Here is a 23,226-nt window from a genome sequence, read left to right as displayed (position 1 = left end):
GGCGGTGTGGGACTGGGTCAGCTGGTGCCGGTTGCTCAGTGGGGGAGTATTGCGGTGCTGGCTTTGCTGCCCCTGGCTTACTTCCAAATTGCAGGCAGCGGGACTCAGCGCCATGTTGTGGCACTCTCCTTGGCGCTGCTCCTGAGCGTGTCCCTGGCGGCTTTTCGAAAGGACCGGAACGGCAACACCCTGTACGCCGGCGTCTATGCCCTGGGACTGCTTCCCGTTGTGCTGGCACCTGTCATCGAGTTCAGCAGCGGGGGAGTTCTGGGCAAGGGCACCGGAGCCGCCGAGTCGCCAATCTCCGTGGCAGCTGCCTGCGTGGCCCTCCTGGTGCTTGGGGCAGCAGCGCTCTTCGGCGAGTGCCGGAAAGAGGCTGGGCGAAACGTCCGCAACCCCTTCCTTGTTGCGGCCGGCGGTTATCCCGTTCTGGTGCTGGCACTGGCCGTCTGGGAGGGACAGACGTTGTTTGACGGATTGGCCCTGTTGCTTCTGGCCGCAGGGTTTCTCGGTGTTTCTTTCACCCGTAAGCTTCCGTGGCTCGCTGCTGCAGCATCGGCGGTGGTCCTGGCTGCTTCGTTCCTGCTTTACGGATGGATCAGCCGTGACATTCTGGAGATCGCGTTCCTGCCAGGCTCCGCGCAGTTGTGGCCGGGTTTTTCAGCTGCCGTGGCGCTGTACGCGGTACGGACTGTGTGCTCCGTCCTGCCACAGAATCCCGACGCCGTGCTGCGGCAGCGCATTTTAGGTTCCAGCGCCTCTCTCATTGCCGCGGGCGCAGGAGTCGCGGCCATGTCCACGGACAACGCCTCAGCGCTTTACGGTTCCGTGGTCCTGATCTGTGCTCTGGCGGCAGCAGTCCTGGAAGTGCCGGCCGAGCGGCGGGAGGACGCTGGGGAAGCCGGTGCCCTCGTGGGCGCACTGGCACTGCAGCGCATCATCTGGTTCTTCGTTGAAGACACCGGCTGGTTCTGGGCACTGCAATTCTGGGTGGTGTTTCTGGCAGCGCTTGCCGTCTACGAGTTCTACCGCCGCCGCAGCGCGCGGGGAGCAGCTGTCCTGTCAGCCTCCGCGGCGCTGCTGTCCGCTACCGGTTTGACCACGGTAGTCAGCGGGAACGCCGGCGAGCAGGTGTGGGCACTGGTGGCGCATGCCGGCCTGCTGGCATTCGGCGTCCTCGCCAGCCGGCGGCTGTTCACGGTTTGGGGCGCCGCCGGGGTTGCCCTTGCCGTGCTCTGGTATCTGCGCGGCTACACGTTCCTGCTGCTTGCGCTCCTGGCCGCAGCCCTCATTGCCCTGGCTGTCTGGAGGCTGAACCGGGTGCGTTCGGACTCAGCAGGAGAACCCGCATCCTAGAGGCATGCCCGCGTCTGGTTTAGGATCGACAAATGGAACTATTGATCATCCTTGCCGTTGTCGTGGCTGTCGCAGGCGCCGTCGTGTGGGGTCGGCGGACCTTCCGCCGTGAACTCGACCGCGGCAAGCGCATCCGCCGTTCCAACCGCAGGCCCTGAGCCTGGTTTTCCGTGGGCCCCGGCCTGCGCTAAACTGGGGAACGTTGACTTGTTATAGGCCGCTGAACATAGCGGCCGTTCTGCCTGGCAGCGGAACGCCGATTGGCGGATTCTGCGCTGTTCTGGCAGACTAGAGAAGTTGTTCAAGCGCTTTTGTGCCCGCATGCGCCCGTCCGGTCCGAATGGATCGGCCCCAAGCGTGTGATGAGATTGCGTCCCGGTCAGGATAATGCCTGATGCAGGGGCGGATCCTTTAGGGGAAAAGCCCATATATAACCCGCCCCCATTCTTGCCAGGGCGTCGCAGATGCAACATCCGCGACACGCCCGAGCGCGGGGGTCGGAGCCTCGGCAGGGTGAGGAACCCGGATTTATCCGGATTCAGTCTGTTGGAGGAGTGCCAGGCCGTAAAGGCAGCTAGGTACAAAAACTGTACAGAGAGCAATACTCGAAGAAAGAGGCACGACGCCATGGCGGGACAAAAAATCCGCATCCGGCTGAAGTCGTATGACCACGAGGTCATCGACGTATCAGCACGGAAGATCGTTGAGACGGTCACGCGTGCAGGCGCAACGGTAGTAGGCCCCGTGCCGCTGCCCACGGAAAAGAACGTGTACTGCGTTATCCGTTCGCCGCACAAGTACAAGGACAGCCGCGAGCACTTTGAAATGCGCACGCACAAGCGTCTGATCGACATCATTGACCCCACGCCTAAGGCCGTTGACTCGCTGATGCGTCTTGACCTGCCTGCAGACGTGAACATCGAAATCAAGCTGTAGGGGGGGAGCAGATACATATGTCTACTTCACTTACACGCCAGGTCAAGGGCCTTCTGGGCACCAAGCTGGGCATGACTCAGGTCTGGGACGAGAACAACAAGCTCATCCCGGTGACCGTTGTCCAGGCTGACTCAAACGTTGTTACGCAGCTGCGCAACGCGGATAAGGACGGCTACACCGCCGTTCAGATCGGCTACGGCCAGATCGACCCGCGCAAGGTGACCAAGCCGCTGGCCGGCCACTTTGAAAAGGCAGGCGTCACGCCTCGCCGCCACGTTGTTGAACTGCGCACCGCAGACGCCGACACCTACGAGCTGGGCCAGGAACTCTCTGTAGAGATTTTCGAAGCCGGCCAGAAGGTCGACGTCACCGGAACCTCCAAGGGCAAGGGCTTCGCCGGTGTTATGAAGCGTCACGGCTTCCACGGCGTCGGTGCCTCCCACGGTGCACACAAGAACCACCGTAAGCCCGGTTCCATCGGTGGCGCATCCACCCCGGGCCGCGTCTTCAAGGGCGTTCGGATGGCAGGCCGCATGGGCGCCGTCCGCCACACCACGATGAACCTCACGGTTCACGGTGTGGACGCCGAGAAGTCGCTCCTGCTGATCAAGGGTGCCATTCCCGGCGCCCGCGGCCAGGTCGTCCTCGTACGCACCGCCGTGAAGGGAGCTTAGTCTCATGGCTAACGAAACCACTGTTGAATTCCCCGCAGCACTCTTCGACGTTCAGACGAACGTTCCGCTTCTGCACCAGGTTGTAGTTGCTCAGCTTGCAGCTGCCCGCCAGGGTACGCACAAGACGAAGACCCGCGCAGAGGTCTCCGGTGCAGGCCGCAAGCCGTTCAAGCAGAAGGGTACCGGCCGCGCCCGTCAGGGTTCCATCCGTGCTCCTCACATGACCGGTGGTGGCGTGGTTCACGGACCGACGCCCCGCGACTACAGCCAGCGCACCCCCAAGAAGATGATTGCCGCCGCACTCCGCGGAGCACTCTCGGACCGGGCACGCAACGGCCGCATCCACGTGCTGGAAACCCTGGTAGCCGGCGAAACGCCGTCCACCAAGGCTGCTCGTGAGTCCCTGCGTTCGCTGACCGAACGCAAGAACATGCTCGTTGTTATCGAGCGCGCCAACGACGTTGCTGCACTGTCCGTGCGCAACCTCACCGATGTTCACGTGATCTATGTAGATCAGCTGAACACGTATGACGTGCTGGTTGCCGACGACGTGGTCTTCACCAAGGCTGCCTACGACGAGTTCGTCGGCAAGAACACTGTCAAGGAGGACGCCAAATGAGCGCGACCACCGCTAAGGACCCTCGCGACGTAGTGCTTGCACCCGTCGTTTCGGAAAAGAGCTACGGCCTGATCGACGAAGGTAAGTACACCTTCCTGGTCGACCCCCGCTCCAACAAGACCGAGATCAAGCTGGCCGTGGAGAAAATCTTCTCCGTCAAGGTCGACTCGATCAACACCATCAACCGTGCCGGTAAGCGCAAGCGGACCAAGTTCGGATGGGGACAGCGCAAGAACACCAAGCGCGCCATTGTCACCCTGAAGGACGGCACAATCGACATCTTCGGCGGTCCGCTCAGCTAGGGCGGAGACCACTTTAACGAGGAATAAATAATGGGAATCCGTAAATACAAGCCGACTACACCGGGCCGTCGCGGCTCGAGCGTAGCCGACTTCACCGAAATCACGCGGTCGACGCCGGAAAAGTCGTTGGTACGCCCGCTGCCCAAAAAGGGCGGCCGTAACAACACCGGTAAGATCACGACCAGGCACAAGGGTGGTGGGCACAAGCGTCAGTACCGTCTGATCGACTTCCGCCGCCACGACAAGGACGGCGTCGACGCTCGCGTTGCCGAGATCGAATACGATCCGAACCGTACCGCCCGCATTGCGCTGCTGCACTACGTTGATGGCACCAAGCGTTACATCATTGCTCCGAACAAGCTCAAGCAGGGCGACCACGTAGAGGCCGGCGCCGGCGCTGATATCAAGCCCGGCAACAACCTGCCCCTGCGCAACATCCCCGTGGGTACCACCATCCACGCAGTTGAACTGCGTCCGGGCGGCGGTGCCAAGATGGCCCGCTCCGCCGGTGCATCGGTTCAGCTTGTTGCCAAGGAAGGCCGCTTCGCCCAGCTGCGTCTGCCTTCCGGCGAAATCCGTAACGTCGACGCCCGTTGCCGCGCAACGGTCGGCGAGGTCGGCAACGCCGAGCAGTCCAACATCAACTGGGGTAAGGCCGGCCGTATGCGCTGGAAGGGCGTACGCCCGACCGTCCGCGGTGTCGCCATGAACCCGGTCGACCACCCGCACGGTGGTGGTGAAGGTAAGACCTCCGGTGGACGCCACCCGGTCAACCCGAACGGTAAGCGCGAAGGCCGCACACGCCGCCCCAATAAAGAGAGCGACAACCTCATTGTGCGTCGCCGTCGTTCCGGCAAGAACAAGCGATAGGAGCCTGGAAACATGCCACGCAGCCTGAAGAAAGGCCCCTTCGTCGACCAGCACCTGTTCCTTAAGGTAGCGGCCGAAAACGAAAAGGGCACCAAGAACGTCATCAAGACGTGGTCCCGTCGTTCGATGATCATCCCCGACATGCTCGGGCACACGATCGCCGTACACGACGGACGTAAGCACATTCCGGTGTTTGTCACCGAGTCGATGGTCGGGCACAAGCTCGGCGAATTCGCTCTGACGCGGACATTCCGCGGCCATGTGAAGGACGACCGCAAGGGCAAGCGCCGCTAGGCGCTGCTCTTTCGGCAGAAGACGAGAGAAGGAAAGCAATGGAAGCCAAGGCAATTGCGCGTCATATCCGCGTAACGCCTATGAAGGCCCGGCGCGTCGTCAACCTTGTTCGTGGCAAGCAAGCGAATGAGGCTCTGGCAATTCTGAAGTTTGCCCCCCAGGCAGCTTCGGAGCCGGTATTCAAGGTAGTTCAGTCGGCCATGGCCAACGCACGTGTCCTCGCGGACCGTGACGGTGTGGCCTTCGATGAGGGTGACCTCTTCATCAGCGAAGCATTCGTTGACGAAGGGCCCACCATGAAGCGGTTCCAGCCCCGTGCACAGGGCCGCGCGTACCGCATCAACAAGCGGACCAGCCACGTCACTGTGGTTGTCGCAACCCCCAAAATCGAGGAGGAACGCTAAGTGGGACAGAAGGTTAACCCGCACGGGTTCCGACTCGGCATTACCACTGACCATGTATCGCACTGGTTTGCTGACAGCAACAAGCCGGGCCAGCGCTACAAGGACTTCGTCCGCGAGGACATCAAGATCCGTCAGCTGATGTCCACCGGCATGGACCGCGCCGGCATCGCCAAGGTTGAGATCGAGCGCACCCGTGACCGTGTCCGCGTGGATATCCACACGGCTCGTCCGGGCATCGTTATCGGTCGCCGCGGCGCCGAAGCAGACCGCATCCGCGGCGAGCTGGAGAAGCTCACGGGCAAGCAGGTTCAGCTGAACATCCTCGAGGTCAAGAACCCCGAGATGGAAGCACAGCTTGTTGCCCAGGGCGTTGCTGAGCAGCTCTCTTCCCGCGTGGCTTTCCGCCGTGCAATGAAGAAGGCTATCCAGTCCGCACAGCGTGCAGGTGCAAAGGGTATCCGTATCCAGTGCTCCGGCCGTCTGGGCGGCGCTGAAATGAGCCGTTCGGAGTTCTACCGCGAAGGCCGTGTGCCCCTGCACACCCTCCGCGCGCAGATCGACTACGGCTTCTTCGAAGCCAAGACCACCTTCGGCCGTATCGGTGTGAAGGTTTGGATCTACAAGGGTGACGTTACCGCCAAGGAACTGGCTGCACAGCAGGCTGCTGCACCGTCCCGCGGACGTTCCAGCGACCGTCCGGGCCGCGGCCCGGCCGATCGCGGAGACCGTGGCGGCGACCGCCGTCGTCGTCCCGAGCGTGCCGACAAGGCCGCCGCGCCTGCTGCTGCAGAGGCTCCGGCCGCTGAGGCAGCCGCTCCCGCAGCAGAAGGAGGACAGGCTTAAATGCTTATCCCACGTCGAGTCAAGTTCCGCAAGCAGCACCACCCGGGTCGTTCCGGCGCTGCTACCGGCGGCACCGCAGTCAGCTTTGGCGAGTGGGGTATTCAGGCTCTGACGCCTGCATACGTCACCAACCGTCAGATCGAAGCTGCACGTATTGCCATGACGCGCCACATCAAGCGCGGCGGTAAGGTCTGGATCAACATCTACCCTGACCGTCCGCTGACGAAGAAGCCGGCCGAAACCCGCATGGGTTCCGGTAAGGGTTCTCCGGAGTGGTGGGTTGCAAACGTGAAGCCGGGTCGGGTTCTCTTCGAGATCTCCGGTGTTAATGAAGAGGTAGCTCGTGAGGCACTGCGCCTGGCGATCCATAAGCTGCCGTTGAAGGCACGCATTGTGCGTCGCGAGGGTGGTGAATAGAAATGGCAATTGGTTCAAAGGAACTGGCATCGAAGCAGCTTGACGGCTTCGATAAGGACCGTCTCGTCGAGGAACTTCGCAAGGCCAAGGAAGAGCTGTTCAACCTCCGCTTCCAGTCCGCAACCGGCCAGCTGGAAAGCCACGGCCGTCTGCGCGTAGTGAAGCGCGACATCGCACGCATCTACACCGTGCTGCGTGAGCGCGAGCTGGGGATTCGTCCCGAGGTTGTTGCTCCCGTTGAGGAAGCAGCTCCTGAAAAGGCAGCGAAGAAGTCCAAGAAGAAGGCTACTGAGTCTGAAGCTGAAGCCAAGGTCGCTGAGGATGATGCCAAATGAGTGAAAACAAGAATGAGGCAGCAGTGACAACTGACGCAAACGGCGCCGATGCCCGCGGGTACCGGAAGACCGCACGCGGCTACGTGGTTTCGGACAAGATGGATAAGACCATCGTTGTCCAGGTTGAAGACCGCGTGAAGCACGCCCTGTACGGCAAGGTGCTTCGCCGCACTTCGAAGCTCAAGGCCCACGACGAGCAGAATGCTGCCGGCGTTGGAGACCTCGTGCTGGTCTCGGAAACCCGGCCGCTCTCCGCTACGAAGCGGTGGCGCCTGGTCGAGATCCTCGAAAAGGCCAAGTAACAAAGAAGTACATCCGGCCGGCCGCCGGTGAGCTGATCCTCTCGGGATGAGCTCGCCGGCAACCGCCATCCGGCGACAGGGCCCCGGCCGCGTTATCATCCGATTTCGCATCCGGGGCCCTTTCGCGGTAAACTTGAAATCTTGTCTGTGCGGTGCGGAAGTGTGTCCAGTTTTGGACTGAACATCCTCACCGCCGTATGAGACAAAAGCCCGATAATCTTGTTCGGCACTTTGCCGCGGCCAGCCGCGGTTCGCCCCTGGCGGGGAAGTGCTGAGTACCAGTATTACGGGGTCCACCCATATCCGTTCCGCAAGGCTCAATTTGAGAACCGGCGCGACGACAGGAGTAATAAGTGATTCAGCAGGAGTCGCGACTGAAGGTCGCCGACAACACGGGTGCCAAGGAAATCTTGACCATCCGCGTTCTCGGTGGATCCGGCCGTCGCTACGCAGGCATTGGCGACACCATTGTTGCCACCGTCAAGGATGCAATTCCCGGCGGCAACGTCAAGAAGGGCGATGTGGTCAAGGCCGTCATCGTTCGTACCAAGAAGGAACGCCGCCGCCAGGACGGTTCCTACATCAAGTTCGATGAGAACGCTGCAGTGATCTTGAAGAATGACGGAGACCCCCGCGGTACCCGCATCTTCGGCCCGGTCGGCCGCGAACTTCGCGACAAGAAGTTCATGAAGATCATTTCGCTGGCTCCGGAGGTGCTGTAGTCCATGGCAAAAATCAAAAAGGGTGACCTGGTTCAGGTCATCACCGGTGCAAAGGCTGACCGCGGCGGCGACCGCGGCAAGCAGGGCAAGGTTCTGAAGGTTTACACCGACACCAACCGCGTTCTGGTTGAAGGAATCAACACTGTCAAGAAGCACACCAAGGTTGGACAGTCCTCCAAGGGCTCCAAGACCGGTGGCATCGAAACCGTTGAGGCTCCCATCCACGTTTCCAACGTCGCAGTCGTTGACCCGGAAACGAAGAAGCCGACCCGCGTTGGCTACCGCCAGGAAATCGTCGAAAAAGACGGCCGTGAGCGCACTGTGCGTATCCGCGTCGCCAAGGGCTCTGGGAAGGACCTCTAATGACTGAGACTGTCACCAAGACCGTCCCCCGTCTGAAGACCCGCTACGCAGCGGAGATCAAGAAGACCCTGCAGGACGAATTCAACTACGCAAACGTCAACCAGGTTCCCCGCCTCGTCAAGGTGGTTGTGAACATGGGTGTTGGAGATGCCGCCAAGGACTCCAAGCTCATTGACGGCGCAGTCAAGGACCTGACCCAGATCACGGGTCAGAAGCCGCAGGTTACGAAGGCCCGCAAGTCCATCGCACAGTTCAAGCTGCGCGAAGGCATGCCCATCGGCTGCCACGCAACTCTGCGTGGAGACCGCATGTGGGAATTCGTGGACCGCCTGGTTACCCTCGCCCTGCCGCGTATCCGCGACTTCCGCGGCCTGAACGGCAAGCAGTTCGACGGCAACGGCAACTACACGTTCGGCCTGACCGAACAGTCGATGTTCCACGAAATCGATCAGGACAAGATCGACCGCGTACGCGGCATGGACATCACCGTGGTTACCACTGCAAAGACCGATGACGAGGGACGCGCGCTGCTGAAGGCGCTCGGCTTCCCGTTCAAATCCGAAGATTAATTACTACGTAACAGGTCCGACGGACCCCCGGCCAGGTGCGCCTGAGCCGGAACTCCGCAGGAAACCGTTACGAGGGAGGGCAAGAGCCCAATGACAATGACAGATCCTGTCGCAGACATGCTTACGCGTCTGCGCAATGCAAACTCGGCATACCACGATTCCGTGTCCATGCCTTACAGCAAGCTCAAGGCACGCGTTGCTGACATCCTGAAGGCCGAGGGCTACATTGCCGGCTGGAAGGAAGAAGAGGCCGTCGTCGGCAAGAAGCTGACCCTTGATCTCAAATTCGGTCCGAACCGCGAGCGTTCCATCGCCGGCGTGCGTCGTATCTCCAAGCCCGGTCTGCGCGTATACGCAAAGTCCACCAACCTGCCGCGTGTTCTCGGTGGTCTGGGAATCGCAATCCTGTCGACGTCGTCAGGTCTCCTGACCGACCGCCAGGCCGCCAAGAAGGGTGTAGGTGGGGAAGTCCTCGCCTACGTCTGGTAGCAGGGAAGGGAAAGAAAAATGTCACGTATTGGACGTCTGCCCATCTCGGTTCCTGCCGGAGTTGAAATTTCCGTTGACGGCAACCTTGTCTCCGTCAAGGGTGCCAAGGGCGAGCTGAGCCACACTGTGCCCAGCCCGATCACTGTCACGCTCGAAGACAACACCATCACCGTTGCCCGCCCGAACGACGAGCGCGAATCCCGTTCCCTTCACGGCCTGACCCGCACCCTGATCAGCAACATGATCACCGGTGTGACCGAAGGCTACAAGAAGGACCTGGAAATCGTTGGTACCGGTTACCGCGTAGTGGCCAAGGGTTCGGACCTCGAGTTCGCCCTGGGCTACAGCCACCCGGTTCCGGTCACGGCACCCGAGGGCATCACGCTTACCGTCGTGGGCCCCACGAAGGTCACAGTGTCCGGCATCGACAAGCAGCAGGTGGGCGAGGTTTCGGCCAACATCCGCAAGCTGCGCAAGCCCGATCCCTACAAGGGCAAGGGTATTCGTTATGCCGGCGAGATTGTCCGCCGCAAGGTCGGAAAGGCTGGTAAGTAACCATGGCCATCAGCATTAACAAGAAGCGTAATTCCAAGAGCAAGTCGGCTGCACGCAGCCGTCGCCAGCTGCGCATCCGCAAGCGGATCTCCGGTACCGCGGCTCGTCCGCGCCTGGTCGTCAACCGCTCGGCCCGCCACGTATTCGTCCAGGTTGTCGATGACACCCGCGGCGTAACCGTTGCATCGGCTTCCACCATGGAAGCTGACCTGCGCGCACTGGACGGCGACAAGACTGCCAAGTCCAAGCGCGTTGGCGAGCTCGTTGCCGAGCGTGCCAAGGCTGCCGGCGTTGAAGCCGTTGTCTTCGACCGCGGTGGCAACCGCTACCACGGCCGTATCGCGGCCGTTGCAGACGGCGCACGCGAAGGTGGGCTGTCACTGTGACCGAGGCTAACAAGGAAAAGGAAAATCAGGTGACTGAAGCTACAGCTGCTGAGGCAACTGAGACCAAGGACGCCGCCGCTCCCGCCACTGACGACCGCCGCGGCGGACGCAAGGGCGAGCAGCGCTCCGACCGTGGAGGCCGCGGCGAACGCGGTGGCCGCGGCGGCCGCGACGGCGGACGCAACGATGAGAAGGACAAGTTCATTGAACGCGTCGTGACCATCAACCGCGTCGCCAAGGTTGTCAAGGGTGGTCGTCGCTTCAGCTTCACCGCCCTCGTTGTTGTCGGAGACGGCAACGGCATGGTTGGTGTCGGTTACGGCAAGGCCAAGGAAGTTCCCTCCGCAATCGCGAAGGCCGTTGAAGAAGCCAAGAAGACTTTCTTCCGGGTCCCGCGTATCGGTGGAACCATCCCGCACCTGGTCCAGGGCGAAGCTGCTGCAGGCGTTGTCCTGCTGCGTCCGGCTTCCCCGGGTACCGGTGTTATCGCCGGTGGTCCGGTCCGCGCCATTCTCGAATGCGCCGGTATCCATGACGTACTGTCCAAGTCGCTCGGGTCCTCCAACGCCATCAACATTGTGCACGCCACGGTTGATGCGCTGAAGCGCCTCGAAGAGCCTCAGGCAGTGGCTGCCCGCCGCGGCCTGCCGCTGGACGAGGTTGTGCCTGCTGCGATGCTCCGCAACATGCAGAAGGCAGGTGCCTGATGACTACTCCGAAGAACGTTGCCGTCAGCACGGCAACACTGAAGATTACTCAGATTAAGTCCACCATCGGTGGTAAGCAGAATCAGAAGGACACGCTGCGCTCATTGGGCCTGCGGCACATCGGTGCTACCACCGTTCGTACTGCAGACGCCGTGACCGTTGGCATGATCAACACGGTTCCGCACCTCGTGAAGGTTGAGGAGGCGAATTAACATGGCCGAAGAAAACAACAACGAGCACGCGCTCAAGGTTCACCACCTGCGTCCGGCACCCGGTGCCAAGACGGCCAAGACCCGTGTTGGCCGCGGTGAAGGTTCCAAGGGTAAGACCGCAGGCCGCGGTATGAAGGGCACCAAGGCCCGTTACCAGGTCAAGGCCGGTTTCGCTGGCGGGCAGCTGCCGCTGCACATGCGCCTGCCGAAGCTGCGCGGCTTCAAGAACCCGTTCCGGGTCGAGTTCCAGGTAGTAAACCTGGACAAGATCTCGGAGCTGTTCCCCGAAGGCGGCGACGTCACCGTTGCCGATCTGGTGGCCAAGGGCGCCGTTCGCAAGAACCAGCCCGTCAAGGTCCTGGGCTCCGGCGACATCACCGTCAAGGTGAATGTCACGGCAGATGCCTTCTCCGCCAGTGCGGCTGAGAAGATTGCCGCTGCAGGCGGATCGACCACGGCGCTCTAAGCACTGTGTCTGATTCGTGCAATGACTTCGGGCGGCCGGGAGACCGGCCCCCGGCAGTCGTCTGCACGGCGAGCAGGACTACGACTAAACTCTTGGCGGGCCGCCCTGCGGCCCGCCGGGGGTTTAGTTTTGTTTAAGGCACTACTACGCCGCGGGCCCCGTTAACGTTCTACGGGGCATGAGCGGATAGACTCTGTTTTTGTTACCAGTCCATTTGGACTTCACCTACTTCAGATCTCATTCAGGAGGACGCTTGCTTAGCGCTATTGGCCGGGCTTTCCGGACGCCAGACCTGCGACGCAAGCTGTTGTTTACGCTGGGAATCATCACTATCTTCCGCATGGGTGCTTTTATCCCGGCCCCGGGTGTTGACTACGGCAATGTGCAGCAGTGCTTGGCTCTGGGTGCCACTTCAGGTGGCCTCTACGAATTCGTTAACCTCTTTAGCGGCGGCGCCCTGCTGCAGGTCTCCATCTTTGCCCTGGGCATCATGCCGTACATCACCGCCAGCATCATCGTTCAGCTGCTGCGCGTCGTGATTCCCCACTTCCAGGCCCTCTACGAGGAAGGGGCCCAGGGACAGTCCAAGCTGACGCAGTACACGCGTTACCTGACCATCGCCCTTGGCCTGCTTAACGCCACCACCGTTGTCTCCCTGGCCCGCACAGGAGCGCTGTTCAACAACGCCTGCTCCGTGCCGATCATCCCGGATGACAACATCATCACCATCCTGCTGCTCATCATCACGCTGACAGCCGGCACCGGCCTCATCATGTGGATGGGTGAACTGGTCACCGAAAAGGGCGTCGGCAACGGCATGTCCCTCCTGATCTTCACCTCGATCGCCGCAGGCTTCCCGAGCTCGCTCGGCGCCATCCTCAGTGCGCAGGGCTGGACCGTCTTCCTTGCCGTTCTCGCCATCGGCGTCCTGGTGGTTGCCCTCGTCATCTTTGTCGAGCAGTCCCAGCGCCGCATTCCGGTGCAGTACGCCAAGCGCATGGTGGGCCGCCGCACCGTCGGGGGCACGAACACCTACATTCCCATCAAGGTCAACATGGCCGGCGTCATCCCGGTGATCTTCGCGTCCTCCATGCTGTACCTGCCGTCGCTGATTGCCCAGTTCAACACCCCTGCCAACGGCGCACCGCCGGAGTGGGTCATCTGGATCAACAATTACCTCACCAGCGGCGACCATCCGTTCTACATGGCCGTCTACTTCCTGCTGATCGTGTTCTTCACCTACTTCTACGTGTCGATCACCTTCAACCCGGAGGAAGTCTCGGAAAACATGAAGAAATACGGCGGCTTCATTCCCGGCATCCGGGCCGGCCGCCCCACCGCCGAATACCTGCAGTACGTGCTGTCCCGCATCACCCTGCCCGGCGCCCTCTACTTGGGTTTTGTTGCCCTCATTCCGCTGATTGCTCTGGTGCTGGTCGGAGCTAACGCGAACTTCCCGTTCGGCGGAACCTCGATCCTCATCATGGTTGGTGTGGGACTCGAAACAGTCAAACAAATTGACGCGCAGCTCCAGCAGCGTCACTACGAAGGGTTATTGCGATGACAAGAATGCTCATTATCGGACCTCCCGGCGCCGGCAAAGGCACACAGGCGGCCCGGATCTCGGAGCGGCTTGGGGTCACTGCAATCTCCACCGGCGACATCTTCCGCGCCAACGTCAAGAATGAAACACCCCTTGGCATCGAGGCCAAGAAGTACATCGACGCCGGAAACTTTGTGCCGGATTCCGTCACCAATGAAATGGTCCGGGCGCGGCTGCAGGAAGACGACGTGAAAGACGGGTTCCTCCTGGACGGCTACCCCCGCACTGCTGCGCAGGTTGAAGAGCTGGACGACATCCTGGCCGGGAAGGGCCAGAAGCTCGACGTCGTCCTGCAGCTGACGGCCGACGACGAGGAACTCGTTCAGCGCCTGCTCAAGCGGGCAGAACTTGAAGGCCGCGCCGACGACAACGAGGACGTCATCCGGCACCGTCTGGACCTGTACAAGGCCCAGACCGCCGACGTCGTCGCCAGCTACGACAAGCGCGGCATCGTGGCCCGCGTTGACGGACTGGGCGGCATTGACGATGTCACCGAGCGCGTCATGGAAGCCCTCAAAGATATTTGCTAGAGAGTTAGAAGAGATATGTTCGGCCAGCCTCGAATCCAATACAAAACCAATGCGCAGATGCGCATCATGCGCGAGGCCGGCCTCGTGCTGATCCGGGCGCTTGACGCCGCCGTAGAGGCCGCGGTGGTTGGTGCAACCACCGCGGACATCGACGCTGCGTTTGCCGCGGTGCTCAAGGACGCGGGGGCAACCTCGAACTTCCTTGGCTACCACGGCTACCCGGCAACGGTCTGCGTGTCGGTGAACGAGGAAGTGGTTCACGGCATTCCGGGGGAGCGGATCCTCACAGACGGGGACATCCTGTCGATCGACGGGGGAGCCGTGGTTAACGGCTGGCACTCGGACTCGGCGCGCACCGTCATTGTGGGCACCGCGGATCCCGAGGACCAGCGGTTGTCCGACGTCACGGAGCAGGCCATGTGGCACGGCATCGCTGCCGCAGCCAAGGGCCGGTTTGTCGGCGACATCGGAGCGGCCATCGATGACTACGTTTCTTCGGTTCCGGGCAAGCCGCTCGGAATCCTGGAGGACTATGTGGGTCACGGCATCGGTACCGAGATGCACCAGGCGCCGGATGTGCTCAACTACCGGACCTCGCACAACGGTCCCAAGCTCCGGCCCGGACTGTGCCTGGCCATCGAGCCGATGCTGGTCCGCGGCAAGATTGAGACCGTCACACTGGAGGACGACTGGACGGTGGTTACCACCGACAAATCCCGCGCCTCGCAGTGGGAACACTCGGTGGCGGTTCATGAAAAGGGCATCTGGGTCCTGACGTCCCCCGATGGTGGAGCCGCAAAGCTGGCTCCGCTGGGCGTGACGCCGGTGCCGATTCCCGAAGAATGATTGCTGCACCCGGTCCCCGTTCGCGGGGACCGGGGGCGGCAGGCGGGGTGGGATTTAACTTAATCCCCCTTGTCGAGTAGAGTTATCTGTTGGTTGTCTCTATATTCGTGCCCTTTTCCAAGCACGCGGGCCGCTGTTCAAGCGGCCGGCAGTGCGGACTTCGCCTCAGTTGGCGGGGGCAGGAAGCATCCGGGAGAACCAAAGACATAAACCGTCCTGCGCGTATGCGCATGGACACAGACGTTAGCGGAGGATATGGCCAAGAAAGACGGCGTCATTGAGATTGAGGGCTCGGTCAACGAAGCCCTGCCCAACGCGATGTTCCGCGTTGAGCTGGCCAACGGCCACATTGTGCTCGCACACATCTCGGGAAAGATGCGTCAACACTACATTCGCATCCTCCCCGGAGACCGCGTTGTGGTGGAACTTAGCCCGTACGACCTCACCCGGGGCCGTATCGTCTACCGCTACAAGTAAAAACCGCCGCAAACAGCCGGCGTTCCGGACAGTTGGAACGCCTGCCGCCAGCGGCCCAACCCTGCAACCACGCAAAGGATAACCATGAAGGTCCAGCCGAGCGTCAAGCAGATCTGCGATAAGTGCAAGGTGATTCGCCGTAACGGTCGAGTCATGGTGATCTGCGAGAACCCGCGCCACAAGCAGCGCCAGGGCTAATTTCCTGCTTTCAGGGACGGCCCACGCGTAGTAGTAATTTGAATATGGCAGTGCAGCGTTGATACGCGTAACGCATACCCCCGGCACGGAGGCCGGGGACCTGGCAACAGGGACGCACTGCTTCAGACCTCCGGTGAAACAAGAGGAGAACCGCCGATATGGCACGTCTCGCTGGCGTTGACATTCCCCGCGAAAAGCGGGTAGTGATTGCGCTTACCTATATCTACGGCGTGGGCAAGACCCGTGCAGACCAGACCCTGGCAGAGACCGGCATCAGCCCGGATACTCGCGTCAAGGACCTCACGGACGCTGAACTTGTTCAGCTGCGTGACTACATCGAGGGCAACTTCAAGGTTGAGGGTGACCTCCGCCGCGAGGTAGCCGCTGACATCCGCCGCAAGGTGGAAATCGGCAGCTACCAGGGTATCCGCCACCGTCGTGGCATGCCCGTTCACGGCCAGCGCACGAAGACCAACGCTCGTACCCGCAAGGGCCCGAAGCGTACGGTTGCCGGTAAGAAGAAGGCCGCCCGCTAAACCTAGCGGTGTGAGGCCACGGCCCCTTTAGCGGGCCACCTAAACCAAACTCTTTGTAGGAGAAGCAATGCCCCCCAAGACTCGTGGAGCGGTCCGCAAACCGCGTCGCAAGGATAAGAAGAATATCGCGCTGGGCCAGGCGCATATCAAGAGCACGTTCAATAACACCATCGTGTCCATCACGGACCCGTCCGGTGCTGTTATCTCATGGGCTTCCGCCGGTGAGGTTGGCTTCAAGGGCTCTCGCAAGTCCACCCCGTTCGCTGCGCAGATGGCTGCTGAAGCCGCCGCAAAGCGCGCCCAGGAGCACGGCGTCCGCAAGGTCGACGTCTTCGTCAAGGGTCCGGGATCCGGCCGCGAAACCGCTATCCGCTCGCTCCAGGCCACCGGCCTGGAGGTTGGCTCCATTTCGGATGTCACCCCGAGCGCGCACAACGGCTGCCGTCCCCCGAAGCGCCGCCGCGTCTAAGCAGCACTTGCGGTTCCGGTAATATCCGGCGGGCGGTCCACCCTTTGGGGCGGGCCGCCCATCGGACGCCTCCGGCTCCGGGCACGTGGCTGTTAAGCCGTCCAAGACGCCCGCGGAAGACCCGTCGTCGTCGTTTCCACCATTTGTGTTGCGTCATATAGCGGACGCTCGCTGAAAGGAAATGCAAGTGCTCATTGCACAGCGCCCCACCCTCACTGAAGAAGTCGTAGCGGACAACCGTTCACGGTTCATCATCGAACCGCTGGAACCCGGTTTCGGCTACACCCTCGGCAACTCCCTCCGCCGTACGCTCCTGTCCTCGATCCCCGGTGCTGCAGTAACCAGCATTCGGATCGACGGCGTGCTGCACGAGTTCACCACGGTTCCGGGCGTGAAGGAAGATGTCACTGAGATCATCCTGAACGTCAAGAACCTGTCGGTCTCCTCCGAGCACGACGAGCCCGTTGTCGCCTACCTGCGCAAGCAGGGCCCCGGCGTCGTAACGGCTGCGGACATCGCTCCGCCGGCCGGCGTGGAGTTCCACAACCCGGATCTGCACATTGCCACCCTGAATTCGAAGGGTAAGTTCGAGCTCGAACTGACCATCGAACGCGGACGCGGCTATGTTTCCGCCAGCCAGAACAAGTCCGGTGACCAGGAGATCGGCCGCATTCCGGTTGACTCCATCTACTCGCCGGTCCTGAAGGTGACCTTCCGCGTGGAGGCCACCCGTGTTGAACAGCGCACCGACTTCGATCGCCTGATCGTTGACGTTGAGACCAAGGATGCCATTGCACCGCGCGACGCCGTCGCCTCTGCCGGCACCACCCTGGTTGAACTGTTCGGCCTGGCCCGTGAACTGAACAGTGCTGCTGAAGGTATTGAAATCGGCCCGAGCCCCACGGATGCCGCCCTGGCAGCCGACATGGCTCTGCCGATCGAAGACCTTGAGCTCACGGTGCGTTCCTACAACTGCCTCAAGCGTGAAGGCATCCACACTGTGGGTGAACTCGTTGCCCGCTCCGAGGCTGACCTGATGGACATTCGCAACTTCGGTGCAAAGTCCATTGATGAGGTAAAGGCAAAGCTGGTCGAGCTCGGTCTGTCCCTGAAGGATTCCCCTCCCGGATTTGATCTGGCCGCCCGTGCCGCAGCTATTGAAGAGGACGAGTCCGAATACTCGGACGACGAGCTCTAACACACGCAAAATATTGCCGTCCGGGCCACAAGAGCTCCGTTCGGCACCGTTTGAGGAGAAAATGTAATGCCTACACCCACCAAGGGTAAGCGCCTCGGAGGCAGCCCGGCCCACCAGCGCCTGATGCTGGCGAACCTGGCTGCCCAGCTGTTCGAGCACAAGCAGATCACCACCACGGTGACGAAGGCCAAGCGCCTGCGTCCCTACGCCGAGCGTCTGATCACGTTCGCAAAGCGCGGAGACCTGTCTTCCCGCCGCCGCGTCCTGGGCCTGATCTCGGACAAGGGTATTGTCCACGAGCTCTTCACCGACATTGCTCCGGCAGTCGAGAAGCGCGACGGCGGCTACACCCGCATCACCAAGATCGGCAACCGCAAGGGCGACAACGCTCCCATGGCTGTCATCGAACTGGTTCTCGAACCCCTCTCGGCCAAGCAGGCCGTAGTGGCTGAAGCTGAAACCGCTGCTGCTGTTTCCGCTCCGGTCGAGTCCGCTGAATCTGCAGAGTCCGCCGAATCGGCCGACTCCGCTGAGTCCGCAGATTCCGCAGATTCCGCTGAGTCTGCCGACTCCGCAGATTCCGCTGACGAAGCAGTGGAAACCGAAGAGAAGAAGTAATTTTCGCTTCAGCACTCAGTCCCTTAATATTGAGGGCATGAGTAACGATAGGCCCGCCGTACCTTCCCAGGACGGCGGGCTTTTTCGTGTCCGGATGGACCTGTCCTACGACGGCGCGCCGTTCTACGGCTGGGCCTGCCAGGACGGCCTGCCAACGGTTCAGGGAAGCCTTGAGGCGGCCCTGGAGGTATTGATCAGGAGGCCGGTCCGGGTAACCGTCGCCGGACGCACGGATTCCGGCGTCCATGCCCGCGGGCAGGTGGTCCATTTCGATCTCACCGGCCCCGAATGGGCGGGGTTGCCCCGCGGAGCAGCCCTTACCCCGGAAGAGGCCCTCATCCGGCGTCTGCGCGGCATCCTGAACAAGGACCTCACCATGCCGCTGCGCAAGGCGAAAGCCTCCAAGCGCGCCATCCACGCCATGGAGGGAGCTATTGCGGTCCATTCGGCTTCCCTGGCGCCGGAGGGGTTCGACGCGCGGTTCTCGGCACTCTGGCGCAGGTACAGCTACCGGATCGCAGACCGTGAAGCCGGCCGCGATCCGCTGACCAGGGCAGTGACCCTGTGGCATGACTTTTCCCTCGATGAGCACCGGATGAACGCAGCTGCCGATACAGTTCTGGGTGTTCGGGATTTCCTGTCTTTCTGCAAGCCGCGCACCGGTGCCACCACGGTTCGGGAGCTCCAGGAGTTCTCCTTCCTCAGGCGGCCCGACGGCGTCATGGAAGCGCATCTGCGCGCCGATGCCTTCTGCCACAACATGGTGCGCTCCCTCGTAGGGGGCGCCATCCTCGTGGGAGCGGGGGAGCGGCCCCTGGAATGGCTGGCCACGAGACTCCAGGCACGGGTCCGGGATTCCAAGTCGCTGCTTGCCCCTCCGCATCCGCTGATCCTGGAAGAGGTCCGGTATCCGCCGGAGGCCGAAATGCAGCTTAGGGCGGAGAATACGCGCGCCAGGCGTGCCATCCCCGGTTTTTGACCTGGCCCGGGAAGCAGGCTATTGTTTATAGTCGTTGTGCGTGTCCTACCTCGATAGGTCTATGCCCACGGGAGCGGCTCAGTTGCAGAGCCACCTGGCCCCGGGGAAATAGCCGAGTACATCAGGACCACTGGTTACATCAGTCCTCACCTGACCATCCGGTAAACGCATAGAGAAGCTGCGGAACATGTGGCATCCATATGGTCCGCGCCACCTAAGAAGAAGAAACGAAGGCAAACACCGTGCGTACGTACACCCCGAAGCCCGGCGACATCAACCGCCAGTGGCACGTCATTGACGCCACCGACGTTGTCCTAGGCCGTCTTGCCAGCCAGACCGCAACACTGCTGCGCGGAAAGCACAAGCCGACCTTCGCTCCCCACATGGATATGGGCGATTTCGTCATCATCATCAACGCTGAGAAGGTTGCCCTGACCGGCGCCAAGCTCGAACAGAAGCGTGCCTACCGCCACTCGGGTTACCCGGGCGGTCTGTCCTCCGTCAACTACGCAGAACTGCTGGAGTCGAATCCGGTACGTGCAGTTGAGAAGGCCATCCGCGGCATGCTGCCCAAGAATTCCCTGGCTGCACAGCAGATCAGCAAGCTCAAGGTCTACCGCGGTGCGGAGCACCCGCATGGAGCCCAGCAGCCCAAGACCTTCGAAATCACCCAGGTCGCCCAGTAGTTCTGGCCCCGCCAACTAAAGAATTAATTCAAGGAGAATCGTGGCTCAGAACACTGAAGAGCTGAATGAATCAACCGAGGAGCTTTCCAGCTACACCTCGGAAACCCCTGATGCAGCCGAGGCTGCTGTCAAGGAACGCCCGGCACTGACGGTCTCCGGCTCTGCCGTTGGCCGCCGCAAGCAGGCAATTGCCCGCGTGCGCGTTGTCCCGGGCACCGGCAAGTGGCTGGTTAACGGCCGCGAGCTGGCTGCTTACTTCCCGAACAAGCTGCACCAGCAGGACGTCAACGAGCCCTTCAAGGTCCTGGACCTCGACGGCGCCTACGACGTTATTGCCCGCATCCACGGTGGTGGCCCCTCCGGCCAGGCCGGTGCGCTGCGCCTGGGTGTTGCTCGTTCGCTGAATGAGATCGACCGCGAGAACAACCGCCCGACCCTGAAGAAGGCCGGTTACCTGACTCGTGACGCCCGCGTCATCGAGCGCAAGAAGGCCGGTCTCAAGAAGGCCCGTAAGGCACCGCAGTACTCCAAGCGCTAATTCAGCGCTTCTCCAAGCGCCGAGGCGTTTGGACCAAAAGGCCGTCCGCATCAGCGGGCGGCCTTTTGGCGTTTTTGGACGTGATCTTCGACGCGGAAACCGTGTACTTTCGCCCCGCTTGCGCAGGCCACTTAGTAGGCCGAGCCAATCCAGTGGCACAATAGCCCAGTGGGCCGCCCCGTTCGGCGGCCTCATGCCCTGCCCCCTGTTTGAGGATTATGTGCGATGACTAGATTGTTTGGAACCGACGGCGTCCGTGGCCTGGCCAATGGCCTGATCACCGCCGAAGTGGCCCTGGGCCTGGCGCAGGCGGCCGCCGTCGTTTTGGGGCACCGGCGTGTAGAAAACGGCCGCAGGCCGGTTGCGGTAGTAGCCCGTGATCCCCGAATCAGCGGAGACTTCATCTCGGCGGCCGTGGAAGCCGGACTGGCCAGCTCCGGCGTGGACGTCTTTGATGCCGGCGTGCTCCCCACCCCGGCAGCGGCCTTCCTGGTCGCGGACCTGAATGCAGACTTTGGCGTGATGATTTCCGCATCGCACAATGCAGCCCCGGACAACGGCATCAAATTCCTGGCGCGCGGCGGGCAGAAGCTCGACGACGCCGCTGAAGACGACATTGAAACTGAGATGACCAAGCCGAACCTGCGGCCCACCGGAGCCGAAGTTGGCCGGATCCACCGCTTTGCGGACGCGGAAGACCGGTATGTCATCCACCTGCTGCAGACACTGCCGAACCGGCTTGACGGACTGAAGGTGGTACTGGACTGCGCCAACGGTGCCGCCAGCGGCTGTTCTCCCCAGGTCTTCGCGGACGCCGGTGCCGAGGTAATTGTCATTGGTGCGGATCCGGACGGGATCAACATCAATGACGGCTGCGGCTCAACGCACCTGGAGAAACTGCAGGCTGCGGTCTTGGAACACGGCGCGGACATGGGTGTTGCCCACGACGGCGACGCCGACCGCTGCCTCGCCGTGGACCATGAGGGCACGGTCGTGGACGGCGACCAGATCATGGCAATCATGGCGGTCTCCCTGAAAGCAGCCGGCAAGCTCAAGGACGACGCGCTGGTGGCGACCGTCATGAGCAACCTGGGCCTGAAGCTTGCGCTGAGGGAAGCCGGCATCAGCGTGCGGGAAACCGGAGTGGGGGACCGGTACGTCCTGGAAGGTATGCGCGAAGGCGGCTACAGCCTGGGCGGCGAGCAGTCCGGGCACGTCATTTTCTCCGAGTACGCAACCACGGGCGACGGTGTCCTTACCGGCCTGCAGCTCGCCGCGCAGGTCAAGCGGACCGGACGTACGCTCAAGGAACTGGCCGGCATCATGACCAAGCTTCCCCAGGTCCTGATCAACGTCAAGGGCGTCGACAAGGCTGCCGTGGACAGCAACGAGGCTGTCCGGCAGGCCGTAGCGGACGCCCAGTCAGTTTTGGGGGAAACGGGCCGGGTCCTGCTGCGCCCCTCGGGAACCGAGCCCCTGGTCCGCGTGATGGTTGAAGCGGCGGACATGGAGACTGCGGCCTCGATTGCCTCCAAGCTCGCAGAGACTGTCGAGAACAATCTCGCGTTGGAGCCCTACGCCCGGGCATGACCCGAAAATCCCGCGGGCGCAGTCCTAGGTCTTGCGCAGGAGCATGCGGCTCACCGAGTGGTCCGCATCCTTGGTGAGAACCAGCTGGGCGCGCCCGCGCGTGGGCAGCACATTGGTGATGAGGTTGGGCTCGTTGATGCGCTTCCAGATGTCCAGGGCGGTTGCCCGGGCCTGCTCATCCGTCAGGTCTGCGTAACGGTGGAAATAGGATTCCGGGTCCGCAAAGGCTCCGCCGCGCAGAGACTGGAAACGCTGGACGTACCATTCCTCGATGTACGAGGTCCGGGCGTCGACGTAGATCGAGAAATCGAAAAAGTCGCTCAGGGCAAGGCCGGCCCGGCCGTCGGCGCGTGTCCGGGCCGGCGCAAGAACGTTCAGCCCCTCAACAATCAGCACATCCGGCCGCCGGACAACAATCTCCTCGCCCGGGACGATGTCGTAGGTCAGGTGTGAGTACCGCGGTGCCCGCACTTCCTCGGCACCGCTCTTGATGGCGCTGACAAAACGCAGCAGGGCACGACGGTCGTAGGACTCCGGAAAGCCCTTGCGCTGCATCAGGCCGCGCCGTTGCAGCTCGGCGTTTGGATACAGAAAACCGTCGGTGGTGATGAGCTCCACATTTGGCGTGTCCGGCCAGCGCCGCAGCATCTCCCGCAGGACGCGTGCGGTAGTGGACTTGCCCACAGCCACGGAGCCGGCCAGGCCGATGACGAAAGGAGTCCGGGTGGTCTTCTCACCCAGGAAAGTGGTGGTGGCGCTGTGCAGGCGCCCGGCGGCTGCAACGTAGAGGTTCAGCAGGCGCGAAAGAGGAAGATAAACCTCGCGCACTTCATCAAGGTTCAGTTTCTCGCCCAAACCGCGCAGCCGCAGGATGTCATCCTGGTTCAGCGGTGACCGGATTTCGTTGGAAAGCCGGGACCACGTCTGCCGGTCGAGTTCCACAAACGGCGTAAAGCCGCTGTCCCCTCCGTTCCCGGAAGAGCTCTTGGCTGACGGGGTCTGACCTGAGTTTGATGTTCGGTCGCTCACTTTATGATTCTGCCCTGCCGCGCACCCAATCCAAAACGGAGCGCCCGGCGGCGCGGTGGAGCCCCGGAGCCCGGTCCCGCTTTGGCGTTGCAGGAGCAGTTGCCGGTA

35 protein-coding genes and 1 pseudogene are annotated in these 23,226 nt (G+C 61.9%); 35 read left to right on the top strand and 1 reads right to left on the bottom strand.

What is annotated here, in order from left to right; genetic code table 11:
- The 35 genes and pseudogenes from CXR00_RS18185 to glmM all read left to right on the top strand — a co-directional run.
- Positions 1-1,356 (top strand): annotated as a pseudogene (locus CXR00_RS18185) (hypothetical protein); the annotation flags it as partial.
- Between the two features lie 32 nt (positions 1,357-1,388).
- Positions 1,389-1,514: a hypothetical protein gene (locus CXR00_RS18485; RefSeq protein WP_258059862.1), complete on the top strand. Its 126-nt coding sequence runs from the start codon at positions 1,389-1,391 to the stop codon at positions 1,512-1,514.
- Positions 1,515-1,983: 469 nt separating this feature from the next.
- Positions 1,984-2,292: a 30S ribosomal protein S10 gene (gene rpsJ, locus CXR00_RS02035; RefSeq protein WP_003803825.1), complete on the top strand. Its 309-nt coding sequence runs from the start codon at positions 1,984-1,986 to the stop codon at positions 2,290-2,292.
- A 17-nt stretch (positions 2,293-2,309) separates the two neighbouring features.
- Positions 2,310-2,966, top strand: coding sequence for a 50S ribosomal protein L3 (rplC, locus tag CXR00_RS02030; RefSeq protein WP_104052738.1), 657 nt, complete (start codon positions 2,310-2,312; stop codon positions 2,964-2,966).
- Between the two features lie 4 nt (positions 2,967-2,970).
- A complete protein-coding gene (gene rplD / locus CXR00_RS02025) occupies positions 2,971-3,585 on the top strand; it encodes a 50S ribosomal protein L4 (RefSeq protein WP_104052737.1) in 615 nt (204 codons plus the stop codon).
- Positions 3,582-3,887 carry a 50S ribosomal protein L23 gene (gene rplW / locus CXR00_RS02020; protein WP_104052736.1) on the top strand — a complete coding sequence of 102 codons (306 nt, stop codon included), beginning with the start codon at positions 3,582-3,584 and terminating at the stop codon, positions 3,885-3,887. The genes rplD and rplW overlap by 4 nt, the downstream gene beginning before the upstream one ends.
- A gap of 30 nt (positions 3,888-3,917) precedes the next feature.
- On the top strand, positions 3,918-4,757 hold the full coding sequence (gene rplB / locus CXR00_RS02015) for a 50S ribosomal protein L2 (protein WP_104052735.1): 840 nt from the start codon (positions 3,918-3,920) through the stop codon (positions 4,755-4,757).
- 12 nt (positions 4,758-4,769) lie between these two features.
- The gene (rpsS, locus tag CXR00_RS02010) at positions 4,770-5,051 is read left to right on the top strand and encodes a 30S ribosomal protein S19 (protein WP_104052734.1); all 282 of its coding nucleotides are present in this window, start codon (positions 4,770-4,772) and stop codon (positions 5,049-5,051) included.
- 38 nt (positions 5,052-5,089) lie between these two features.
- Positions 5,090-5,455 (top strand): 50S ribosomal protein L22, encoded by a 366-nt coding sequence (gene rplV / locus CXR00_RS02005; RefSeq protein WP_104052733.1) that lies wholly within the window; start codon positions 5,090-5,092, stop codon positions 5,453-5,455.
- The gene (gene rpsC / locus CXR00_RS02000; protein WP_104052732.1) at positions 5,456-6,298 is read left to right on the top strand and encodes a 30S ribosomal protein S3; all 843 of its coding nucleotides are present in this window, start codon (positions 5,456-5,458) and stop codon (positions 6,296-6,298) included. It begins immediately after the preceding gene.
- Positions 6,299-6,715: a 50S ribosomal protein L16 gene (rplP, locus tag CXR00_RS01995; RefSeq protein WP_104052731.1), complete on the top strand. Its 417-nt coding sequence runs from the start codon at positions 6,299-6,301 to the stop codon at positions 6,713-6,715.
- Between the two features lie 2 nt (positions 6,716-6,717).
- Positions 6,718-7,050, top strand: a complete 333-nt coding sequence (gene rpmC / locus CXR00_RS01990; protein ID WP_104052730.1) for a 50S ribosomal protein L29 — start codon at positions 6,718-6,720, stop codon at positions 7,048-7,050.
- Complete coding sequence (gene rpsQ / locus CXR00_RS01985; protein ID WP_104052729.1) at positions 7,047-7,352, top strand: 30S ribosomal protein S17; 306 nt, start codon at positions 7,047-7,049, stop codon at positions 7,350-7,352. Before rpmC ends, rpsQ begins: the two co-directional genes overlap by 4 nt.
- 353 nt (positions 7,353-7,705) lie before the next feature.
- Positions 7,706-8,074 carry a 50S ribosomal protein L14 gene (rplN, locus tag CXR00_RS01980; RefSeq protein ID WP_055239356.1) on the top strand — a complete coding sequence of 123 codons (369 nt, stop codon included), beginning with the start codon at positions 7,706-7,708 and terminating at the stop codon, positions 8,072-8,074.
- Between the two features lie 3 nt (positions 8,075-8,077).
- On the top strand, positions 8,078-8,437 hold the full coding sequence (rplX, locus tag CXR00_RS01975) for a 50S ribosomal protein L24 (RefSeq protein ID WP_104052728.1): 360 nt from the start codon (positions 8,078-8,080) through the stop codon (positions 8,435-8,437).
- Positions 8,437-9,006: a 50S ribosomal protein L5 gene (rplE, locus tag CXR00_RS01970; RefSeq protein ID WP_104052727.1), complete on the top strand. Its 570-nt coding sequence runs from the start codon at positions 8,437-8,439 to the stop codon at positions 9,004-9,006. Before rplX ends, rplE begins: the two co-directional genes overlap by 1 nt.
- A gap of 90 nt (positions 9,007-9,096) precedes the next feature.
- The gene (gene rpsH, locus CXR00_RS01960) at positions 9,097-9,495 is read left to right on the top strand and encodes a 30S ribosomal protein S8 (protein WP_104052725.1); all 399 of its coding nucleotides are present in this window, start codon (positions 9,097-9,099) and stop codon (positions 9,493-9,495) included.
- Between the two features lie 18 nt (positions 9,496-9,513).
- Complete coding sequence (rplF, locus tag CXR00_RS01955) at positions 9,514-10,050, top strand: 50S ribosomal protein L6 (protein WP_104052724.1); 537 nt, start codon at positions 9,514-9,516, stop codon at positions 10,048-10,050.
- Positions 10,051-10,052: 2 nt separating this feature from the next.
- Complete coding sequence (gene rplR / locus CXR00_RS01950) at positions 10,053-10,436, top strand: 50S ribosomal protein L18 (RefSeq protein WP_104052723.1); 384 nt, start codon at positions 10,053-10,055, stop codon at positions 10,434-10,436.
- Between the two features lie 29 nt (positions 10,437-10,465).
- A complete protein-coding gene (gene rpsE, locus CXR00_RS01945) occupies positions 10,466-11,143 on the top strand; it encodes a 30S ribosomal protein S5 (protein ID WP_181032224.1) in 678 nt (225 codons plus the stop codon).
- Positions 11,143-11,355 (top strand): 50S ribosomal protein L30, encoded by a 213-nt coding sequence (rpmD, locus tag CXR00_RS01940; protein ID WP_104052721.1) that lies wholly within the window; start codon positions 11,143-11,145, stop codon positions 11,353-11,355. The genes rpsE and rpmD overlap by 1 nt, the downstream gene beginning before the upstream one ends.
- 1 nt (position 11,356) lies before the next feature.
- On the top strand, positions 11,357-11,821 hold the full coding sequence (rplO, locus tag CXR00_RS01935) for a 50S ribosomal protein L15 (protein WP_104052720.1): 465 nt from the start codon (positions 11,357-11,359) through the stop codon (positions 11,819-11,821).
- Positions 11,822-12,074: 253 nt separating this feature from the next.
- Positions 12,075-13,385 carry a preprotein translocase subunit SecY gene (gene secY, locus CXR00_RS01930; RefSeq protein WP_104052719.1) on the top strand — a complete coding sequence of 437 codons (1,311 nt, stop codon included), beginning with the start codon at positions 12,075-12,077 and terminating at the stop codon, positions 13,383-13,385.
- Positions 13,382-13,954: an adenylate kinase gene (locus CXR00_RS01925; RefSeq protein WP_104052718.1), complete on the top strand. Its 573-nt coding sequence runs from the start codon at positions 13,382-13,384 to the stop codon at positions 13,952-13,954. The genes secY and CXR00_RS01925 overlap by 4 nt, the downstream gene beginning before the upstream one ends.
- Before the next feature lie 15 nt (positions 13,955-13,969).
- Positions 13,970-14,800, top strand: a complete 831-nt coding sequence (gene map / locus CXR00_RS01920; protein WP_104052717.1) for a type I methionyl aminopeptidase — start codon at positions 13,970-13,972, stop codon at positions 14,798-14,800.
- Between the two features lie 255 nt (positions 14,801-15,055).
- The gene (gene infA, locus CXR00_RS01915) at positions 15,056-15,277 is read left to right on the top strand and encodes a translation initiation factor IF-1 (protein ID WP_055239372.1); all 222 of its coding nucleotides are present in this window, start codon (positions 15,056-15,058) and stop codon (positions 15,275-15,277) included.
- A gap of 84 nt (positions 15,278-15,361) precedes the next feature.
- Positions 15,362-15,475: a 50S ribosomal protein L36 gene (gene rpmJ, locus CXR00_RS01910; protein WP_012397712.1), complete on the top strand. Its 114-nt coding sequence runs from the start codon at positions 15,362-15,364 to the stop codon at positions 15,473-15,475.
- Positions 15,476-15,633: 158 nt separating this feature from the next.
- On the top strand, positions 15,634-16,011 hold the full coding sequence (gene rpsM / locus CXR00_RS01905) for a 30S ribosomal protein S13 (RefSeq protein WP_104052716.1): 378 nt from the start codon (positions 15,634-15,636) through the stop codon (positions 16,009-16,011).
- 67 nt (positions 16,012-16,078) lie between these two features.
- Complete coding sequence (gene rpsK / locus CXR00_RS01900) at positions 16,079-16,480, top strand: 30S ribosomal protein S11 (RefSeq protein ID WP_104052715.1); 402 nt, start codon at positions 16,079-16,081, stop codon at positions 16,478-16,480.
- A 187-nt stretch (positions 16,481-16,667) separates the two neighbouring features.
- Complete coding sequence (locus CXR00_RS01895; protein ID WP_104052714.1) at positions 16,668-17,678, top strand: DNA-directed RNA polymerase subunit alpha; 1,011 nt, start codon at positions 16,668-16,670, stop codon at positions 17,676-17,678.
- Between the two features lie 66 nt (positions 17,679-17,744).
- Positions 17,745-18,296 (top strand): 50S ribosomal protein L17, encoded by a 552-nt coding sequence (gene rplQ, locus CXR00_RS01890; protein ID WP_104052713.1) that lies wholly within the window; start codon positions 17,745-17,747, stop codon positions 18,294-18,296.
- A 37-nt stretch (positions 18,297-18,333) separates the two neighbouring features.
- The gene (locus CXR00_RS01885; protein WP_104052712.1) at positions 18,334-19,275 is read left to right on the top strand and encodes a tRNA pseudouridine(38-40) synthase TruA; all 942 of its coding nucleotides are present in this window, start codon (positions 18,334-18,336) and stop codon (positions 19,273-19,275) included.
- 242 nt (positions 19,276-19,517) lie between these two features.
- A complete protein-coding gene (gene rplM, locus CXR00_RS01880) occupies positions 19,518-19,961 on the top strand; it encodes a 50S ribosomal protein L13 (protein ID WP_104052711.1) in 444 nt (147 codons plus the stop codon).
- Positions 19,962-20,001: 40 nt separating this feature from the next.
- Entirely contained in the window at positions 20,002-20,499 is a 498-nt protein-coding gene (gene rpsI / locus CXR00_RS01875; protein ID WP_104052710.1) for a 30S ribosomal protein S9, read from the top strand.
- Positions 20,500-20,724: 225 nt separating this feature from the next.
- Positions 20,725-22,089 (top strand): phosphoglucosamine mutase, encoded by a 1,365-nt coding sequence (glmM, locus tag CXR00_RS01870; protein WP_104052709.1) that lies wholly within the window; start codon positions 20,725-20,727, stop codon positions 22,087-22,089.
- A 24-nt stretch (positions 22,090-22,113) separates the two neighbouring features.
- Here glmM and coaA read toward each other — a convergent pair whose 3' ends face one another.
- Positions 22,114-23,031: a type I pantothenate kinase gene (coaA, locus tag CXR00_RS01865; RefSeq protein ID WP_216202377.1), complete on the bottom strand. Its 918-nt coding sequence runs from the start codon at positions 23,029-23,031 to the stop codon at positions 22,114-22,116.
- Between the last annotated feature and the right edge of the window lie 195 nt (positions 23,032-23,226).

The organism is Arthrobacter sp. 9E16 (genome assembly GCF_002929435.1).
GTDB lineage: Bacteria > Actinomycetota > Actinomycetes > Actinomycetales > Micrococcaceae > Arthrobacter_B > Arthrobacter_B sunyaminii.
The sequence above is the reverse complement of the archived record's forward strand: the minus strand, read 5'-3'. Positions and strand labels throughout refer to the sequence as shown.

Bases quoted from the DNA above. Each gene is read 5' to 3' on its own strand.
- CXR00_RS18485 (WP_258059862.1), top strand. From the start codon at position 1,389: ATGGAACTATTGATCATCCTTGCCGTTGTCGTGGCTGTCGCAGGCGCC.
- rpsJ (WP_003803825.1), top strand. From the start codon at position 1,984: ATGGCGGGACAAAAAATCCGCATCCGGCTGAAGTCGTATGACCACGAG.
- rplC (WP_104052738.1), top strand. From the start codon at position 2,310: ATGTCTACTTCACTTACACGCCAGGTCAAGGGCCTTCTGGGCACCAAG.
- rplD (WP_104052737.1), top strand. From the start codon at position 2,971: ATGGCTAACGAAACCACTGTTGAATTCCCCGCAGCACTCTTCGACGTT.
- rplW (WP_104052736.1), top strand. From the start codon at position 3,582: ATGAGCGCGACCACCGCTAAGGACCCTCGCGACGTAGTGCTTGCACCC.
- rplB (WP_104052735.1), top strand. From the start codon at position 3,918: ATGGGAATCCGTAAATACAAGCCGACTACACCGGGCCGTCGCGGCTCG.
- rpsS (WP_104052734.1), top strand. From the start codon at position 4,770: ATGCCACGCAGCCTGAAGAAAGGCCCCTTCGTCGACCAGCACCTGTTC.
- rplV (WP_104052733.1), top strand. From the start codon at position 5,090: ATGGAAGCCAAGGCAATTGCGCGTCATATCCGCGTAACGCCTATGAAG.
- rplP (WP_104052731.1), top strand. From the start codon at position 6,299: ATGCTTATCCCACGTCGAGTCAAGTTCCGCAAGCAGCACCACCCGGGT.
- rpmC (WP_104052730.1), top strand. From the start codon at position 6,718: ATGGCAATTGGTTCAAAGGAACTGGCATCGAAGCAGCTTGACGGCTTC.
- rpsQ (WP_104052729.1), top strand. From the start codon at position 7,047: ATGAGTGAAAACAAGAATGAGGCAGCAGTGACAACTGACGCAAACGGC.
- rplX (WP_104052728.1), top strand. From the start codon at position 8,078: ATGGCAAAAATCAAAAAGGGTGACCTGGTTCAGGTCATCACCGGTGCA.
- rplE (WP_104052727.1), top strand. From the start codon at position 8,437: ATGACTGAGACTGTCACCAAGACCGTCCCCCGTCTGAAGACCCGCTAC.
- rpsH (WP_104052725.1), top strand. From the start codon at position 9,097: ATGACAATGACAGATCCTGTCGCAGACATGCTTACGCGTCTGCGCAAT.
- rplF (WP_104052724.1), top strand. From the start codon at position 9,514: ATGTCACGTATTGGACGTCTGCCCATCTCGGTTCCTGCCGGAGTTGAA.
- rplR (WP_104052723.1), top strand. From the start codon at position 10,053: ATGGCCATCAGCATTAACAAGAAGCGTAATTCCAAGAGCAAGTCGGCT.
- rpmD (WP_104052721.1), top strand. From the start codon at position 11,143: ATGACTACTCCGAAGAACGTTGCCGTCAGCACGGCAACACTGAAGATT.
- rplO (WP_104052720.1), top strand. From the start codon at position 11,357: ATGGCCGAAGAAAACAACAACGAGCACGCGCTCAAGGTTCACCACCTG.
- CXR00_RS01925 (WP_104052718.1), top strand. From the start codon at position 13,382: ATGACAAGAATGCTCATTATCGGACCTCCCGGCGCCGGCAAAGGCACA.
- map (WP_104052717.1), top strand. From the start codon at position 13,970: ATGTTCGGCCAGCCTCGAATCCAATACAAAACCAATGCGCAGATGCGC.
- infA (WP_055239372.1), top strand. From the start codon at position 15,056: ATGGCCAAGAAAGACGGCGTCATTGAGATTGAGGGCTCGGTCAACGAA.
- rpmJ (WP_012397712.1), top strand. From the start codon at position 15,362: ATGAAGGTCCAGCCGAGCGTCAAGCAGATCTGCGATAAGTGCAAGGTG.
- rpsM (WP_104052716.1), top strand. From the start codon at position 15,634: ATGGCACGTCTCGCTGGCGTTGACATTCCCCGCGAAAAGCGGGTAGTG.
- rpsK (WP_104052715.1), top strand. From the start codon at position 16,079: ATGCCCCCCAAGACTCGTGGAGCGGTCCGCAAACCGCGTCGCAAGGAT.
- rplQ (WP_104052713.1), top strand. From the start codon at position 17,745: ATGCCTACACCCACCAAGGGTAAGCGCCTCGGAGGCAGCCCGGCCCAC.
- CXR00_RS01885 (WP_104052712.1), top strand. From the start codon at position 18,334: ATGAGTAACGATAGGCCCGCCGTACCTTCCCAGGACGGCGGGCTTTTT.
- glmM (WP_104052709.1), top strand. From the start codon at position 20,725: ATGACTAGATTGTTTGGAACCGACGGCGTCCGTGGCCTGGCCAATGGC.